The following is a 15,235-nucleotide window of genomic DNA, read 5'->3' as shown; positions in this document are numbered from 1 at the left end:
TTGCAGTCGCGATCACAGTTGGACCCGGGGAAGACGATGACGGCTGCGCTCATGGGCCGGGCGTCTAGCAGGGTTCGCGCGCGCTGTCAGCGCACTTGGGCGAGAAGGTCGCTCAGGCCGCCGCGCGCATCGACGAACCCTGCCACCCGCCTTCGGCCCGTGTCGACAGATGGAAGCGGCCGATCGACTGGCTGAGAACTTCCGTCTCCTGGGACAGGGCGTGACTGGCGGCGGTGGTTTCCTCGACCATGGCGGCGTTCTGCTGGGTGACCTGGTCCATGTGGCTGACGGCGGTGTTGATCTCGCGCAGCGCCGTGGCCTGTTCCTGGCTGGCCGCGGCCATCTCGGAGATCAGTTTGCCGACGTGGACGACGCGCCCGGCGATCTTGTCGAGGTTGGCGCCGGTCTGACGCACCAGATCGACGCCCACCGAAACCTGACGGCCGGAGTTCGAGATCAGGGTGTTGATCTCCTTGGCCGCACCGGCCGAGCGCTGGGCCAGGGCCCGCACCTCGGAGGCGACGACCGCGAAGCCGCGACCCGCGTCGCCGGCGCGGGCGGCTTCAACGCCTGCATTCAGGGCCAGCAGATTGGTCTGGAAGGCGATTTCGTCGATCACGCTGATGATCTGGCCCATTTCCTTCGATGAGGCATGGATCGCGTCCATGGCGTCGACGGCCTGACCGACCACGCGGCCGCTGGCCTCGGCATCGTTATGCGCCTCGCCCACGACGTCGGACGCCTGGCGGGCCCCCTCGGCCGAACGATTCACGGTCGCGGTGATCTGCTCCAGGGCCGCGGCGGTCTCTTCCAGGCTGGCGGCCTGCTGTTCGGTGCGGCGCGACAGGTCGTCGGTCGCTTGGGTCATCTCATGGGCGCCGCTGCGGATCGCCGAGGCGTTGCCGTCGACGGACGTCAGGGTGTTTTCGAGCTGGACCACGGCGGCGTTGAAATCGGACTTCAGCTTTTCATAGCCTTCGGGGAAGCGGCTCTCGATGCGGTGGGTCAGGTCGCCGCGCATCAGATGGTCCAGGCCCTCGGCCATGGCGGCTACGACCTGCCTCTGCTGTTCGGCGACGGCCAGCTGGGCCTGTTCGGCCTGACTGCGCCGGACAGCCTGGGCCTCGGCCTCGGCACGGGCACGTTCGACGATCAGGGCCTGCAGGGCCACGACCGACCGGCCCACGGCACCCAGCTCGTCCTTCCGTCCGGCGCTGGTCAGGTCGACGTTGGTCCGGCCCTGCGCCAGGGCCGCCATCTCGTCGTTGAGCACACCGATAGGGGCCACAACCGTCCGCATGGCCTGGCGGTTCAACAGCATGCTCAGACCGATCCCCAGCAGAAGGGTCAGGCCGATCAGGATCTCGCCGCCGAGGACCAGAAAGTCGGCTCGCGCCTTTGTGGCGAGAAGGGTCGCCTCGATCGCCTCCGAGGCGGCCCCGTTGCGATCCTCCAGTTCGGCGAAACTGGCGCTGAAGGCGGGCAGGGCCGCATTGGCACCGACCGGGTCGGTAGCGGCGAGGGCAACGAGTGCTTCGGCTGCGGTGATATACTTTTCCAGCGGTTGCTCGACCGCCGTCAGAACTTCTATGGTTCCGGGGTCCGTAGCGATCGCCTTGTTGTCTGCGATCATGGCCCGGAAATGGGCGGCATGCTCCTGCATCTCCGACCCTATCCCTGCGATCTCTCCAAACCGACCTTGTTCTGCCGCGAGCAGGGCAGCCAGCACATCGCTGTTCAGGGCGTCATGCATCATGTCGCCTTCGAGGTGGTTGCGCATGATCTGCGACGTCCTCGTCGAGTCCGCCAGAGACACGCTCAGCATCACTGCGACCACAAGGCCGACGCCAGAGCTCAGACCGCAAAGGGCCAGAACTGCGTAGCCCGCGAATTTCACCTTGGAGCGGATCGTTGAGAGCATGGGCACCTCCGTGTCTTGCCCCTGTGTACTGCAAGAATCCTAACGACCGTCGCAGTGTACGGTAGGTAAAGGTACGTATTCAGAAACGGGCGTTTTCTTGAGCTGTTTCGCAGATGCTCAGGGGGCGTGGCGGCCGGTCTTGTCGGTGCGTGCCACATCCAGAATGGATCGCCGACCCCATGAAGTCTCTATTTCGGGTAACTGCATCAGTTGCAGTAATTATCATGTCGTCATCGACGGCGGCCTTCGCCGCAAGCCAGGACGACGTTTCCGGAGCCGGGTCCGATGGACCGGTCTGGCAGTTTCAGTCCGCCTACACTGCCGACGTTATCGGCGTGGTTCACGGCATCGACACCCCGGCCGGGCGCTTCCTCGACAATTTCGACGCTTCGCTGGACGGCGATCTGGAGCGTCAGTTCGGCTGGCGCGGGGCCCGCGTCCACTTCAGCCTTCTGGCCAACGGCGGCGGTGAGCCGAACGCCGTCGCCGGCACGCTTCAGGGCTATGACAATATCGAGGTCGGCTCCCAGGGCGTGCGCCTGTACGAAGCCTGGATCGAACAGGATCTGGCCGACGGCCGCGCCTCGATCCTGGCGGGGCTCTATGACGTCAACAGCGAGTTCTATGTCACCGAGGCCTCCGACCTGCTGATGGCTCCTCCGTTCGGGATCGGGTCGGAACTGGCGGCGACGGGGCCGAACGGCCCGGCGATCTTCCCCTCGACCTCACTGGCGGCGCGGATCCGCATCGGATCGACGGACCGCTTCCATGTTCAGGCCGCGGCGGTGAATGCCCGGGCCGGGACGATCGGCGACGACGGCGGCGTCGACACCACGATCCATGACGGCGTCCTCTATCTCGCCGAGGCGGGCTGGGCAGGTCCGTTGCGGATCGTGGTCGGGGCCTGGCGCTATGGCGAAGGCCAGGAGGATATCCGAGACACCCTGCCGGGCTGTGACCCGGCGCTCAGCGACGCCCAGGGAGCCTATCTCGTCGCGGAAGGCACCGTGTTCGAGGCCAAGGACGCCCCCGCGGTTCGCGCCTTCCTGCGGCTGGGCCTGTCGGACGGCGACACCACCGACTTCAAGGGCGGATGGCAGACCGGCCTGCGCGTCGATTCCGTCTTCGACGGCCGTCCCGACAGCGCCTTTTCGATCGGCTTTCACCAGGGGCTGCTGTCCGACAAGTCCAAGGCCAACGCCCGGGACGCCGGCACGGCGTTCGGCGACGCCGAGGGCGGCATCGAACTGACCTATGCCGACACCCTGGGGCCGTTCACCCTCCAGCCGGATCTGCAGTGGATATACAACCCCGGCGGCGACAAGGACCGCGATCCGATCCTGACCGCAGGCCTGCGCCTCACCTTCACGCTCAGATAGGGCTTTAGCCCCGGTTCTCGTAAGTCGCGGTGATCGTGGCCTTGGCAAGGGTGTGGAAGAACAGGTTGAAGCCGAACACGGCCCCGGAGTTGTCGGGCGTGACGTCTAGCGTCTCCACGTCCACGGCGAAGACCGTGAAGATGTAGCGATGGGGTCCATGTCCCGGAGGCGGTGCGGCCCCCCCGAACCCGGCCGGGCCATAGTCCGTCCGCCCCTCGACCGCGCCGGAAGGGACGGGTCCGCCTGTCGCGATCTCGCTGACGTCGGCCGGGATGTTCGCCACCGTCCAGTGCCAGAAACCCGAACCGGTCGGCGCGTCGGGATCATAGCAGGTGATGGCGTACGACTTCGTCCCCTCGGGCGCACCGGACCAGGCCAGATGCGGAGAGGTGTTCCCCTTGGCCTGCACCTGCGCATCGGGCAGGACGCCGCCGTCGGTGATGTCGTGAGAGGTCAGGGTGAAGGTCATGCGTCGCTCCGTGGGTTCGGCGTATGAAATGGCTATCGCCGCCGGCGGTTGCTAGGCGACCTCGATCCGGTAGCTTTCGATCACCGTATTGGCCAGCAACTGCTCGCACATCTTCTTCGCCTCGGCCTGCGGGTCATCGACACCGTCGAGGTCGAACTCGATCAGCTTGCCGACGCGCGCATTGGCGACACCGGCCCAGCCGAGCCCCTTCAGCGCGCCTTCGACGGCCTTGCCCTGGACGTCGAGGACGCCGGGTTTGAGAAAGACGTGAACCTTGATCTTCGCCATCAGTGCAGACCCCCCTGAATCACCGTCGGCATATCCTTCATGATGCCCAGGCGCCGTGCCACCTCGGTATAGCTCTCGATGACGTTGCCCAGGTCGCGGCGGAACCGGTCCTTGTCCATCTTCTCACCCGTCAGCGTGTCCCACAGGCGGCACGAATCGGGGCTGATCTCGTCGGCCAGGATCACGCGGCTGAAGTCGTTTTCCCACACCCGGCCGAACTCGATCTTGAAGTCCACGAGGGTGATGCCGACCGCGCCGAACATGCCGCACAGATAGTCGTTGACGCGCTGGGTCGTGGCCAGGATGTCGTCCAGCTCGGGCCCGGTGGCCCAGTTGAAGGCGGTGATATGCTCTTCGGTCACCATCGGATCGTTGAGCTCGTCCTTCTTGTAGTAGAATTCGATGATCGAGCGGGGCAGGGGGGTGCCCTCTTCCTGGCCAAGGCGCGTGGCCAGCGAGCCGGCGACGACATTGCGGCACACGACCTCCAGCGGGATGATCTCGACTTCACGGATCAGCTGTTCGCGCAGGTTCAGCCGCTTGATGAAGTGGTTGGTGATGCCGATGCCGTTCAGACGGCTCATCACGAACTCGCTGATGCGGTTGTTGATGACGCCCTTGCCCTCCAGCTGGGCCTTCTTCTCGCCGTTGAAGGCGGTGGCGTCGTCCTTGAAATACTGGATCAGGGTGCCGGGCTCGGGCCCTTCGTAGAGGATCTTGGCCTTGCCTTCGTAGATCTTCTTGCGCTTGGTATTCATGTCGATGTCTGGCCGTGTCCCGGAGTTGGGACGGTGTGCGCCACCCCGGAAACGAAAATCGCGCAGCCTGCGCAGGGCCTTTGGGCCAGGTCAGGGCGGCGCGATACGGAATCGACGGGCGCAGTAAAGAACGTGGCTGTCCCTTAGCGGAACTGGCCCGGCGATACAAACGAACGGCGCCTTGCGGTGGGCCGGGGTGTGGCGATCCGCACCTTCCTGCGAACCTTTGTCAGTTGCCTTGCGCGCGCGTGCGGCTATAGACCAGCCGTGCGAGACCCAGGCTTTGGTCCGCGACAGGAGCGTTCGACGACCCATGACGACCTTCGACGATCGGGAAAAGGGCTTCGAGTCCAAATTCGCCCTCGATCAGGACCAGGAATTCAAGGCCATGGCCCGCCGCAACAAGCTGCTGGGCCTGTGGGCTGCCGAGAAGATGGGTCTGAGCCCCGACTCCGCCGAAGACTATGCCAAGGCCGTCGTCCGCGCCGATTTCGAGCAACCCGGCGAGGAAGACGTGTTCCGCAAGATCGCCGGCGACTTCAAGGGCTCCGGCATGACCGTCTCCGAGGGCGAAATCCGCTCCAAGATGGACGAACTCGCCTCCGTCGCCCGCGACCAGGTCCGCGCCGGGGAATAGTCCGGACAAGAAGGGGCCGTCCAGGACGGCCCCAACTGACAGGTCCGCTGCTTCAGTGAGGCGTCATCACGCCGTCGATGACGTGGATCACGCCGTTCGACGCATTCACGTCCGTCGCGGTGATCCAGAAGCTCTCTCCGGCGGCGTCATGCAGCCGCAACCGACCACGCCCTGCGTCCACCGCCGTCAGGCGGCCGCCCTCGACCGTCGTCAGGTTCGCAGAACCCCCACCCACACGCACCGCCGTGGCCAGATCGGCCGCGCTGACCCGGCCGGCGACAACGTGATAGGTCAGGATCCGTTGCAGGGCGGCGCGGCGGGCGGGCTGTACCAGGCTCTGGACCGCACCCTCGGGCAGGGTCTCGAACGCTGCGTTCGTCGGCGCGAAGACGGTGAAGGGGCCTGTCCCTGAAAGCGTATCGACCAGCCGCGCCGCCTGGACGGCGCTGACCAGGGTCGAGAAGTTGGGATTGGCGGCGGCGACCGCCACCAGGGTCATGGCCTCGGCATGACGCGCCGGGCGAGCGGCCTGACGCTCATGCGCGCTGACGGGCAGAGCCGAAACGGCGAGGGCGCAGATGGACAATACGCAGGCAGATGGGGCGGCGAGGCGGCGAAACATCGATCTTCTCCTGAATGACCGCCTCGACCACCGGGCGGTTCAGGATCAGCTACTGTTCGCTCAGTATGCCGGATGCGACGGAAAAGATTAAGAAATATCCATATTCGTCGAGCTCGGCCGGGCACGAAAAAGGGCCGCACTCGGGGGAAAGTGCGGCCCTTGCTTCGGGGGCTCGGGGGAAAGCCTCACCCGAAATCTTGCGTCTTGCGCCTCATTAGAATGCAGCAAGACGCATTTGGTTCACTGAAAAAATCAGTCCGGCATCACGACGGTGTCGATGACGTGCACGACCCCGTTCGATTGCATCACGTCGGCCTGGGTGACACGCGAAGTGCCGCCCTTCTGATCGGTCAGGGTGACCGAGCCATCGGCGTTGACGTTGGCCGTCAGGGTGTCGCCCTCGACCGTGGTCAGTTCGACCTTGCCGCCGTTGGCCTGGGCCTGGGCCGTCAGATCGGCGGCGGTCAGGCGACCCGGAACAACGTGATAGGTCAGGATTTCGGTCAGGTCGGCCTTGCCGGCGGGGGCCATCAGGGCGGTACGGGTCGCGACGGGCACCTTCTCGAAGGCGGCGTTGTCGGGCGCAAACACCGTGAACGGACCAGTGCCGCTCAGTGTCTCGGCCAGACCGGCGGCCTGGACCGCGCTGACCAGGGTGGTCAGGTTGGGGGCCTTGGCGGCGTTGGTGACGATGGTGTCGGTCGGGCTCATGGCCACGCCACCGACCATGGATCCACCGGCGGGAGCGGCCGGGGCCATCGGGGTTTCGGTCGCCGTGGCGTCGGCCGGGGCGGGTGTCTCGGCAGGGCTGTTGCAGGCGGCGAGGGCGATCACGCTCATCGAGGCGACCGTCATCATGAGGATGCGGGATTTCATCGGCGTCTTCTCCTGTTCGGCCGCTGCTGTGGGCGGCGCTGATGGAGAGACGGATCAAAGCCGGTAAGGATGCATCCCCGATCACGATTTCGGGTGCGACGCGTGATCGCAGGTGATCGTCAGGCCAGGCCGACGAAGGGTTTCAGCACCGCCCACTGCCCGGCCTTCTCCGCGACCGGCCTGGCATGGGCCGGGCTGGACGAGGGCAGGTCGATCAGGGTGATCTCATGCCGCGCTGCCAGGATACGCCGTCCCAGCTTCGACGCCGTGCTGCCGTTGAACGCCACGGCCTGCAATCCTGGCAGGCTTTCGACCAACCCCACGAGGTCCGCCGCCTCAGGCGACCGAATCGCCGCGTCCAGACTGCCTGCCCGGTCGGCCGAGGCGATCACATCCCACAGGCCGACACCCACGCCCTTCAGCGCATTCAGCCGGTCGGGATAGGGCAGGGCGGACAGATCACGCCCGATCAAGCCGCCGATCAGCCGCCAGAAGGCATTCTGCGGATGCGCATAATACTGTGCCGCCTTCAACGACGCATCGCCGGGCAGGCTGCCGAGGATCAGCAGGCGCGTGCTGTCATCGACGACGGGAGCGAAGGCGCGCTTGGTCAAGCGTCTCCAAAAACCCGCCTGAACACCGTATCCACGTGCTTGGTGTGGTACCCCAGATCGAACAGGGCCTCCAGATCGGCGTCCGCCACGATGACCTCAGGATCCTCCTTCAGGAAGTCGAGGAAATTGCCCTCGCCGCGCCAGACTTTCATCGCGTTGCGCTGAACCGCCGCATACGAATCCTCGCGCGACTCGCCCAGCTGGGTCAGGGCCAGCAGGACCCGCTGCGAGTGGACCAGGCCGCCCAGCTTATCCAGGTTCTTTTGCATGTTTTCCGGATAGACCAGCAGCCGCTCGATCACCCCCGCCAGCCGGTTCAGGGCGAAGTCCAGATGCACGGTCGCGTCCGGCCCGATGCCGCGCTCGACCGAGGAATGGCTGATGTCCCGTTCGTGCCACAGGGCGACGTTCTCCATCGCCGGCACCACCGACGACCGTACCAGCCGCGCCAGGCCGGTCAGGTTCTCGGTCAGGATGGGGTTGCGCTTGTGCGGCATGGCCGACGAGCCCTTCTGGCCCTTGTCGAAGAACTCCTCGGCTTCGAGGACTTCCGTGCGTTGCAGATGGCGGATTTCGATGGCCAGACGCTCGACCGAACTGGCCACGACGCCCAGGGCCGCAAAGAAGGCGGCGTGACGGTCGCGCGGGATGACCTGGGTCGAGACAGGCTCGACCGCCAGACCCATCTGGTCGGCGACATATTGCTCTACCGCCGGATCGACATTGGCAAAGGTTCCGACCGCGCCGGAGATGGCGCAGGTGGCGATCTCTTCCTTGGCGGTGATCAGGCGGCGTTTGGCCCGCTGGAACTCGGCGTGATAGCCGGCCAGCTTCAGGCCGAAGGTCACCGGCTCGGCATGGATGCCGTGGCTGCGGCCCACACAGGGCGTTAATTTGTGCTCCTTGGCACGTGTCTCCAGCGCGGCCAGAACCCGCTCGACGCCCTCGATCAACAGGTCTGACGACCGCGCCAGCTGCACGGCGAAACAGGTGTCCAGAACATCTGACGAGGTCATGCCCTGGTGCAGGAACCGCGCCTCTTTGCCCACGATTTCCGACACATGGGTCAGGAAGGCGATGACGTCATGCTTGGTGGTCCGCTCGATCTCGTCGATGCGGTCGGCATCCCATGCGGCATCCTTCCCCTTGGCCCAGATCGCCTCAGCCGCCTCGACCGGAATGACGCCCAGCTCGGCCATCTTGGTGGCCGCATGGGCCTCGATCTCGAACCAGATTCTGTACTTGGTCTCATTGGACCAGATGGCGACGGCTTCGGGGCGGGAATAGCGCGTGATCATGGGCCGTGCGTGTCGGTCGCGGGTGGCCTTGAGTCAAGCATGGCTTGTGGCTTGGGGCACCAAACTTTGGCCTGTCGCGGTGGCGTGCCGACACGAGTCGGGACTATGGACGACACGCACACACGGGAGCCCCGCCATGGAACTCATCATTGGACCGCGCCGGTTCTCGACCTGGTCGCTGAGGCCCTGGCTGGTGCTCAAGCGGTGCGACGCGGACTTCACCGTGCGCGAGCTCGACTTCAACACCTCCGAAGGCCACGCCGAGATGCTGGCTGCATCGCCGTCCGGCCTGGTGCCTGTGCTCAAGGTCGAGGGCGAGACGATCTGGGATTCGATGGCGATCTCGGTCTGGGCGGCCGAACGCTATCCGCAGGCGAAGCTCTGGCCCGCCGACGCCCACGCCCGCTGGCTGGCTCGATCGGCCGCCTGCGAGATGCACGGCGGGTTCGGGGCTCTGCGCACCCACTGCACCATGAATCCCGATCACCTGATGGTCGGCGACACCCGCTCGCCGCCGCCCGAGAATGAGGCCGTCGCCGCCGACCTGCGTCGGCTGGTCGAGCTTTGGACCGGGATGCGGGTCCGGTTCGGCGCGGGCGGTGATTTCCTGTTCGGCGACTGGTCGGTGCCCGACGCCTTCTTCACCCCCGTGGCCACGCGCATCCGCCACTATCAGATCGATCTCGGCCTCTACGGCGACACCGACGGCGTCGCCCGCGCCTATGCGGACACCCTGCTGGCCCAGCCGGATTTTCTGGAATGGGAGCGGACGGCGCTCGCCGGTTAACCGTCACCGCTCATCGGCCGTTCATGTCACGCCGTTATCTTGAGACCTCAGACGAGGGGAGGACCGGCATGGAACGTGACACACAGACGATCGCCGCTGCTCCTGCGCGCCGCCCTCTGATCCTGAACGTCGGTCTGGCGCTGCTGATCGGCTGCTGCCTGTGCGCCTCGCTGATTGCCAGCGTTTTCTGAGACCTCAGAGGCCGCCGGCCGTCGTCGGCGACGCCGCCATCTCGACCGGCTGGGGCACGATCGGCTGCGGCGGAGGCGCGACATAGTCCAGGCTCATCGGCACCAGGCCCGCGCCCGACGCCACCGCATCCAGGGTGTTCAGCGGCCCGCCGAACATCCGCTGATAGATCCAGTAGGCCGCGACGACCTTTTCCACATAGTCCCGCGCCTGGGGCACATCGATCGTCTCGATCAACAGCAGGGGATCGGGGTTGGGCCCCAGTTTCCTGAGCGCCGACAGCATCGGCCCCGGCCCGGCATTGTAGGAGGCCACCGCCCGCAGCAGGTCGCCCTGGAACTCGGGCCGCGCCAGCATCCGGTTGATGTAGGTCTGGCCCAGACGCATGTTCACGGCCGGGTCCAGCAGCCGGGTCGGACTGGTCACGAAACCCCGGTCGCCGGTCATTTCGGCCGCCGTCCCGGGCATCACCTGCATGAGGCCATAGGCCCCCACGGGGGACCGGGCCGAGGCGTTGAAATCGGTCTCCTTGCGCGCCAGGGCATAGACCAGCGACTTCTCGATGGTGAAGCCGCCCTCGGGTGCCAGTTCGGGCGTAGCGAAGCGGCTGGCGTCGATGGTGCGGACCGACGTGTCGTCGCTCATCACGCGTGGACCGAGCGTCCGGGCCAATGTCAGCCACATCCCCCGCGCAGTCTCGCCGACGGCGGAGCGCAGGCCGGTGGTCAGGGCCTCGCGTGCATCCGAACGGCGCCCGACCTCGAGGAAGGCCACGGTGCGCCGCGCCTGGGCGTCGGACTGGATGAAGCTGTTCAGGGCGCGGGAGTCGCCGCCGGTTTCGCTGAACGACGCCTGCTGGAACCCGCCGCCCTGATAGGGCACGGGCGAATAGGGGCGGAGCCCCTGGTTCTGCACCGGCGGCTCTTCGCCCAACTGGCGCAGCGCCACCTGGCCATAGAAGGTCGCGGGCCACTGGGCTGACAGGCGCAGGAATTCGGTGACCCGGTTCTGGCGGCCGGACTGACCGGCGGCCTTGGCGGCCCAGACCCCGGCCCCGGCGCGAACCCACGGATCCTCGGTCGGATCGGCGGCGACGCGCTCGAAGGCCTGGAACGAGCGGGCATAGTCGCCCATCCGATAGGCCGCGAGCCCCGCCACCCACCAGTCGCCGATCTGGACCCCGGTGACATAGGCGCCGTTCAGGTCGTCATGGTTCAGCATGACCCGCGCCGCCTTGGCCGGATCGTTCTCGGTGTTGCCGCCGCCGGAGACTCCGATCGCTTCGGCCACGCTGGACCATGTCCGGCCGCTGACACCGGCCGGGCGCCGGGGTTCGGCCGCACCGTCGGGCAGGCGTCGAATCGCCAGGGCATAGACCCGCTGTGCCACCGGCAGGTCGGCGTAGTCGTCGAGCCAGGCCGCCAGCTCATCGTAGGTGGCGACATGGTCGGGGTGGAACAGTCGCTCGAACTCGACCTGGCCCAGCAGGACGCGATCATTCGCCTGACGCGCCGAAATACGCGCCAGCTCCAGATCACCGCGACGCAGGGCGTCGAAGGCGGTGGTGTAGCTCAGGCGGTCGGCGTTGCTCAGGGCCTTGGGCTGCCCGTCGTCGACCACGGCTTCGTCTACGGCCGCCTCGCCGGGCACGGCCGAATCGTCAGCCTTCGCACCCGTCGCCACCGCCCCGAAGGCGAAGGCGGCCAGGACTACGGCCAGCGTCGGCGCGAACGTCGCGCGGCGGAAATCATACATAGGCGGCGGCCCCCTCGTGCAACGCGTCTCCCGTCTCGATTCAGGATCAGCGCGTCGGTCTGCGATCGGTCGTCAATCGCTAACTATGCCGCAACACGGCACCGGTCTCAATCACGTGTACGTCAGGGCGCGAACGACAGGGTTAATCCGTGTGCGGCCCAATGTCGCTCCCTGCGTCGCGACCGGCCCCGTCGAGCCGCGCCGCAACCGCCAGAACATCAGCCCACGCCTGCTTCTTGGCCTGTCCCTGCTTGAGCAGGAAAACCGGATTCAGCGTCACCCGCACGGGTGCCGATACATTGCCTTCGCCCAGCCGCCACTCGCGCCAGTCCCCGCGCAGCGCCATCACGGTCTCGGCCGACTTCAGCACCGACCGGGCCGGGGCCGCCCCCAGCAGCAGCACCGCGCGCGGCTTCAGCAACTCCAGCGCCCGCTCCACGAACGGCAGACAGGCCGCCTGTTCCTCAGGCGCGGCGGGTCGGTCGCCGGGCGGTCGCCAGAAGACGGCGTTCATCCGGTAGGCCCGGTCCTTCAGCCCTGCCGCACCCAGCATGGCGTCCAGCAGCCTCCCTGCCTTGCCCGCGAAGATGTCGCCGCTGTCGTCTTCTTCGAGTCCCGGCGCAGCCCCGATGACCAGCAGGTCGGCGTCCGGGGGTCCTCCGCCGACCACGGCCCGCCTTGCGCCCTGCTGCTTCAGCCCGCACCCGTCGAAGCTCGCGGCCGCCGCCATCAGGGCCTCCAGCGTCGTCGCGGCCTGGGCGGCATGGCGGGCCTCGGCGATGCATTCCGAGGCGTTCGGGGCGACTGCGACCGAGGCCGTGGCCTTCAGCACGGCCTTGCGCGGGGCGGGCAATTCGACGTGGGTTCGGTCCACGGCCGCGTCGACGTAGCAGGCCTCGACGCCCGCATCCCGCCAGAAGGCGAGCAGGCTCTCTGCGGCTGCGACGTCGATCGTCTGCATAATATCCCTACTCGCGAGTAGAGATCGGGCTTGACCTCCCTCGCGTCACGTTCTGATAAGCGTATAACCAGTCGAAGGAAACGGGATCAGGATCATGGCCGAGGACACACGCGAGGGCGGCGCCACCAGTGCGCGCCAGGAAGCCATCCTCGACAACCTGCCGCCGCTGGAGGCGCTGCAAGGCGTCGAGCGCGAGGTCATGGAATATGACGTCGTCATCGTCGGCGGCGGCCCCGCCGGCCTGTCTGCCGCCATCCGCCTGAAACAGCGCGCCGAGGCGGCCGGAACCGAGATCAACGTCGCCGTCCTCGAAAAGGCGGCCGAGGTCGGTGGCCACATCCTGTCGGGCGCCGTGATCGATCCCAAGGCGCTGAACGAGCTGTTCCCCGACTGGAAGGAACGCGGCTGCCCGCTGGAGACGCCCGTCACCGAGGACCGCTTCATGGTGCTCGGCCCGGCAGGTCAGGTCAGCCTGCCGATGGCGATGCTGCCACCCATGATGCACAACGACGGCTGCTACATCGCCTCGCTCGGCAATGTCGCGCGCTGGCTGGGCGAACAGGCGGAGGCACTCGGCGTCGAGGTCTATCCCGGCATGGCCGCCAGCCACGTCGTCTGGGAAGAGGAGACGGGTCGCGTGAAGGGCGTCGTCGCCGGCGTCTTCGGCATCGACAAGCACGGCGCACCCACCGGCGACTTCCAGCCCGGCATCGAACTGCACGGCAAATACGTCTTCATCGCCGAGGGCGTGCGCGGGTCGCTCGCCAAGACCATCATGGCCCGCCATGGCCTTGCCAAGGACAGCCAACCGCAAAAGTTCGGCATCGGCCTGAAGGAGCTGTGGCAGGTCCCGCCCGAGAAGCACCGTCCCGGCCTGGCCCAGCACACCACCGGCTGGCCGCTCGACGAGTTCACCGGCGGGGGCAGCTTCCTCTATCACTTCGGCGACAACTATGTGGCGCTCGGCTATGTCGTCCACCTGAACTACAAGGACCCGTTCCTGTCGCCGTTCGACGAGTTCCAGCGGTTCAAGCACCACCCCGCCATCGCCGATCACCTTGAGGGCGGGACCCGCATCTCCTACGGCGCGCGGGCCATCACCGAGGGCGGTTTCCAGTCGGTGCCGAAGCTGGCCTTCCCGGGCGGTGCCCTGATCGGCTGCTCGGCCGGCTTCGTGAACGTGCCCCGGATCAAGGGCAGCCATAACGCCATGAAGACTGGCATGCTGGCCGCCGACGCCGCCTATGACGCCGTCATGGCCGGCCGTTCGGGCGACGAATTGGTCGAATACCAGGCCGCCTATGAGAAGAGCTGGGTCTACAAGGAGCTCAAGGGCGTGCGGAACGCCAAGCCCTATCTGACCAAGTTCGGCACCACCCTGGGCGGGGCGTTCGGTGTGGCGGAGATGTGGTTCACCTCCCTGACCGGGATCACGGTCCCGTGGACGATGAAGCACAAGAAGACCGACGCCGCCTCGACCGAGAAGGCCTCGAAGCACAAGCCGCGCGTCTATCCCAAACCCGACGGCAAGCTGTCGTTCGACAAGCTGTCATCCGTCTTCATCTCCAACACCAACCATGCCGAGGAGCAGCCGGCCCACCTGAAGCTGCTGGACCCGTCCGTGCCGATCCGCGTCAACCTGCCCGACTACGGCGAGCCCGCGCGCCTATACTGCCCGGCCGGGGTATACGAGGTCGTCTATGCCGACGAGGTGGCGAAGACCGATCCGAAATTCGTCATCAACGCCCAGAACTGCGTCCACTGCAAAACCTGCGACATCAAGGATCCGTCGCAGAACATCGTCTGGACCACCCCCGAAGGCGGCGGCGGCCCCAACTATCCGAACATGTAGGGAGCAGGCCGATGGGCAGGGTGCGCGTCGCGGGGTTCGCCGTCTCGATCGACGGTTACGGTGCCGGGCCGGATCAGTCGCTGGAGAACCCGCTCGGCCTACGGGGCCCCGAACTGCACGCCTGGTACTTCCCGACCCGCACCTTCCAGGCGATGATCGGCAAAGACGGCGGCACCGAGGGCGTCGATGACCGCTTCGGCCGCGCCTCCATGGCGGGTTTCGGGGCCTTCATCCTGGGTCGCAACATGTTCGGACCCGTTCGAGGCGACTGGCCCGATGACGTGTGGAAGGGCTGGTGGGGTGACAACCCGCCGTATCACGCCCCCACCTACATCCTGACCCACCACCCGCGTCCGCCCATCGAGATGGAGGGTGGCACCACCTTCTACTTCGTCACCGACGGCATCGAGTCCGCCCTGTCCCAGGCCCGCGCCGCCGCCGGCGACCTCGACGTCAAGATCGGCGGCGGCGTCTCGACGGTTCGACAGTACCTGCTGGCCGGGCACATAGACGAACTGCACCTGGTGATCTCGCCCGTGCTCCTGGGCCAGGGAGAGGCCTTGTTCGCGGGGCTCGACCTGCCGGGGCTGGGCTATCGCGTGACGGAATCGGTCTCGACCGAACTGGCGACGCATGTGGTTCTGACACGGTGAGCGTCGAGGGATAGCACCGAGGCCCTTGCGGCCGGTCGCTAAAGTGGCGACGTTCGCACCATGACCTTCCGAAACCTCCGCCTGTCCCTGCTGTCGTTCGCGGCCATCGGTGCCCTGACCACCGCCGCCTTCGCCCAGGACGCAGCGCCGACCGAGCGCCCCCCGTCGCCGTCGAT

16 protein-coding genes are annotated in these 15,235 nt (G+C 66.7%); 6 read left to right on the top strand and 10 right to left on the bottom strand.

What is annotated here, in order from left to right; all coding sequences use genetic code 11:
• Window positions 1-112 precede the first annotated feature (112 nt).
• The gene (locus JHC99_RS11815; protein ID WP_292154450.1) at window positions 113-1,921 is read right to left on the bottom strand and encodes a methyl-accepting chemotaxis protein; all 1,809 of its coding nucleotides are present in this window, start codon (window positions 1,919-1,921) and stop codon (window positions 113-115) included.
• A 224-nt stretch (window positions 1,922-2,145) separates the two neighbouring features.
• Between JHC99_RS11815 and JHC99_RS11810 the strand changes: the two genes are divergently transcribed.
• A complete protein-coding gene (locus JHC99_RS11810) occupies window positions 2,146-3,300 on the top strand; it encodes a carbohydrate porin (protein WP_292154449.1) in 1,155 nt (384 codons plus the stop codon).
• A 4-nt stretch (window positions 3,301-3,304) separates the two neighbouring features.
• On the opposite strand, the gene JHC99_RS11805 is transcribed toward JHC99_RS11810, so the two are convergent.
• From JHC99_RS11805 to purC, 3 genes are read right to left on the bottom strand one after another with little or no spacing between them, the layout of a single operon-like run.
• Complete coding sequence (locus JHC99_RS11805) at window positions 3,305-3,769, bottom strand: YbhB/YbcL family Raf kinase inhibitor-like protein (protein WP_292154448.1); 465 nt, start codon at window positions 3,767-3,769, stop codon at window positions 3,305-3,307.
• A gap of 51 nt (window positions 3,770-3,820) precedes the next feature.
• The gene (gene purS / locus JHC99_RS11800) at window positions 3,821-4,057 is read right to left on the bottom strand and encodes a phosphoribosylformylglycinamidine synthase subunit PurS (protein ID WP_292154446.1); all 237 of its coding nucleotides are present in this window, start codon (window positions 4,055-4,057) and stop codon (window positions 3,821-3,823) included.
• Window positions 4,057-4,815: a phosphoribosylaminoimidazolesuccinocarboxamide synthase gene (gene purC, locus JHC99_RS11795; RefSeq protein ID WP_292154444.1), complete on the bottom strand. Its 759-nt coding sequence runs from the start codon at window positions 4,813-4,815 to the stop codon at window positions 4,057-4,059. Before purC ends, purS begins: the two co-directional genes overlap by 1 nt.
• A 313-nt stretch (window positions 4,816-5,128) precedes the next feature.
• Here purC and JHC99_RS11790 point away from each other — a divergent pair, with 313 nt between their 5' ends.
• The gene (locus tag JHC99_RS11790; RefSeq protein WP_292154442.1) at window positions 5,129-5,452 is read left to right on the top strand and encodes a DUF1476 domain-containing protein; all 324 of its coding nucleotides are present in this window, start codon (window positions 5,129-5,131) and stop codon (window positions 5,450-5,452) included.
• Between the two features lie 52 nt (window positions 5,453-5,504).
• Here JHC99_RS11790 and JHC99_RS11785 read toward each other — a convergent pair whose 3' ends face one another.
• The 4 genes from JHC99_RS11785 to purB form a co-directional block, all read right to left on the bottom strand.
• Complete coding sequence (locus tag JHC99_RS11785; RefSeq protein WP_292154441.1) at window positions 5,505-6,074, bottom strand: fasciclin domain-containing protein; 570 nt, start codon at window positions 6,072-6,074, stop codon at window positions 5,505-5,507.
• Between the two features lie 252 nt (window positions 6,075-6,326).
• Entirely contained in the window at window positions 6,327-6,950 is a 624-nt protein-coding gene (locus JHC99_RS11780) for a fasciclin domain-containing protein (protein WP_292154440.1), read from the bottom strand.
• A 119-nt stretch (window positions 6,951-7,069) separates the two neighbouring features.
• Window positions 7,070-7,564, bottom strand: coding sequence for a DNA-deoxyinosine glycosylase (locus tag JHC99_RS11775; protein ID WP_292154439.1), 495 nt, complete (start codon window positions 7,562-7,564; stop codon window positions 7,070-7,072).
• Window positions 7,561-8,862, bottom strand: coding sequence for an adenylosuccinate lyase (gene purB / locus JHC99_RS11770; protein ID WP_292154437.1), 1,302 nt, complete (start codon window positions 8,860-8,862; stop codon window positions 7,561-7,563). Before purB ends, JHC99_RS11775 begins: the two co-directional genes overlap by 4 nt.
• A gap of 136 nt (window positions 8,863-8,998) precedes the next feature.
• On the opposite strand from purB, the gene JHC99_RS11765 reads away from it, so the two are divergent.
• Window positions 8,999-9,649, top strand: a complete 651-nt coding sequence (locus JHC99_RS11765) for a glutathione S-transferase (RefSeq protein ID WP_292154435.1) — start codon at window positions 8,999-9,001, stop codon at window positions 9,647-9,649.
• A gap of 68 nt (window positions 9,650-9,717) precedes the next feature.
• Window positions 9,718-9,840, top strand: coding sequence for a hypothetical protein (locus JHC99_RS11760; RefSeq protein ID WP_292154433.1), 123 nt, complete (start codon window positions 9,718-9,720; stop codon window positions 9,838-9,840).
• Between the two features lie 4 nt (window positions 9,841-9,844).
• On the opposite strand, the gene JHC99_RS11755 is transcribed toward JHC99_RS11760, so the two are convergent.
• Entirely contained in the window at window positions 9,845-11,593 is a 1,749-nt protein-coding gene (locus JHC99_RS11755) for a lytic transglycosylase domain-containing protein (RefSeq protein ID WP_292154431.1), read from the bottom strand.
• Window positions 11,594-11,735: 142 nt separating this feature from the next.
• Complete coding sequence (locus tag JHC99_RS11750) at window positions 11,736-12,554, bottom strand: uracil-DNA glycosylase (protein ID WP_292154429.1); 819 nt, start codon at window positions 12,552-12,554, stop codon at window positions 11,736-11,738.
• A 199-nt stretch (window positions 12,555-12,753) separates the two neighbouring features.
• Here JHC99_RS11750 and JHC99_RS11745 point away from each other — a divergent pair, with 199 nt between their 5' ends.
• Together JHC99_RS11745 and JHC99_RS11740 are read left to right on the top strand one after the other, a co-directional pair.
• Entirely contained in the window at window positions 12,754-14,406 is a 1,653-nt protein-coding gene (locus JHC99_RS11745; RefSeq protein WP_292154451.1) for an electron transfer flavoprotein-ubiquinone oxidoreductase, read from the top strand.
• Window positions 14,407-14,417: 11 nt separating this feature from the next.
• Complete coding sequence (locus JHC99_RS11740) at window positions 14,418-15,059, top strand: dihydrofolate reductase family protein (protein ID WP_292154427.1); 642 nt, start codon at window positions 14,418-14,420, stop codon at window positions 15,057-15,059.
• Window positions 15,060-15,235 lie beyond the last annotated feature (176 nt).

The sequence above is a fragment of the Brevundimonas sp. genome, from assembly GCF_016463485.1.
In the GTDB taxonomy this organism is placed as follows: Bacteria; Pseudomonadota; Alphaproteobacteria; order Caulobacterales; family Caulobacteraceae; genus Brevundimonas.
This window is presented reverse-complemented; position numbering and strand designations above follow the sequence as displayed.

What these genes read in the sequence shown, in the direction of transcription:
- JHC99_RS11785 (WP_292154441.1), bottom strand. Translation starts at nt 6,074, where the DNA reads ATGTTTCGCCGCCTCGCCGCCCCATCTGCCTGCGTATTGTCCATCTGC.
- JHC99_RS11765 (WP_292154435.1), top strand. Translation starts at nt 8,999, where the DNA reads ATGGAACTCATCATTGGACCGCGCCGGTTCTCGACCTGGTCGCTGAGG.
- JHC99_RS11815 (WP_292154450.1), bottom strand. Translation starts at nt 1,921, where the DNA reads ATGCTCTCAACGATCCGCTCCAAGGTGAAATTCGCGGGCTACGCAGTT.
- JHC99_RS11780 (WP_292154440.1), bottom strand. Translation starts at nt 6,950, where the DNA reads ATGAAATCCCGCATCCTCATGATGACGGTCGCCTCGATGAGCGTGATC.
- JHC99_RS11790 (WP_292154442.1), top strand. Translation starts at nt 5,129, where the DNA reads ATGACGACCTTCGACGATCGGGAAAAGGGCTTCGAGTCCAAATTCGCC.
- purS (WP_292154446.1), bottom strand. Translation starts at nt 4,057, where the DNA reads ATGGCGAAGATCAAGGTTCACGTCTTTCTCAAACCCGGCGTCCTCGAC.
- JHC99_RS11745 (WP_292154451.1), top strand. Translation starts at nt 12,754, where the DNA reads ATGGAATATGACGTCGTCATCGTCGGCGGCGGCCCCGCCGGCCTGTCT.
- JHC99_RS11805 (WP_292154448.1), bottom strand. Translation starts at nt 3,769, where the DNA reads ATGACCTTCACCCTGACCTCTCACGACATCACCGACGGCGGCGTCCTG.
- purC (WP_292154444.1), bottom strand. Translation starts at nt 4,815, where the DNA reads ATGAATACCAAGCGCAAGAAGATCTACGAAGGCAAGGCCAAGATCCTC.
- purB (WP_292154437.1), bottom strand. Translation starts at nt 8,862, where the DNA reads ATGATCACGCGCTATTCCCGCCCCGAAGCCGTCGCCATCTGGTCCAAT.
- JHC99_RS11740 (WP_292154427.1), top strand. Translation starts at nt 14,418, where the DNA reads ATGGGCAGGGTGCGCGTCGCGGGGTTCGCCGTCTCGATCGACGGTTAC.
- JHC99_RS11750 (WP_292154429.1), bottom strand. Translation starts at nt 12,554, where the DNA reads ATGCAGACGATCGACGTCGCAGCCGCAGAGAGCCTGCTCGCCTTCTGG.
- JHC99_RS11760 (WP_292154433.1), top strand. Translation starts at nt 9,718, where the DNA reads ATGGAACGTGACACACAGACGATCGCCGCTGCTCCTGCGCGCCGCCCT.
- JHC99_RS11755 (WP_292154431.1), bottom strand. Translation starts at nt 11,593, where the DNA reads ATGTATGATTTCCGCCGCGCGACGTTCGCGCCGACGCTGGCCGTAGTC.
- JHC99_RS11810 (WP_292154449.1), top strand. Translation starts at nt 2,146, where the DNA reads ATGTCGTCATCGACGGCGGCCTTCGCCGCAAGCCAGGACGACGTTTCC.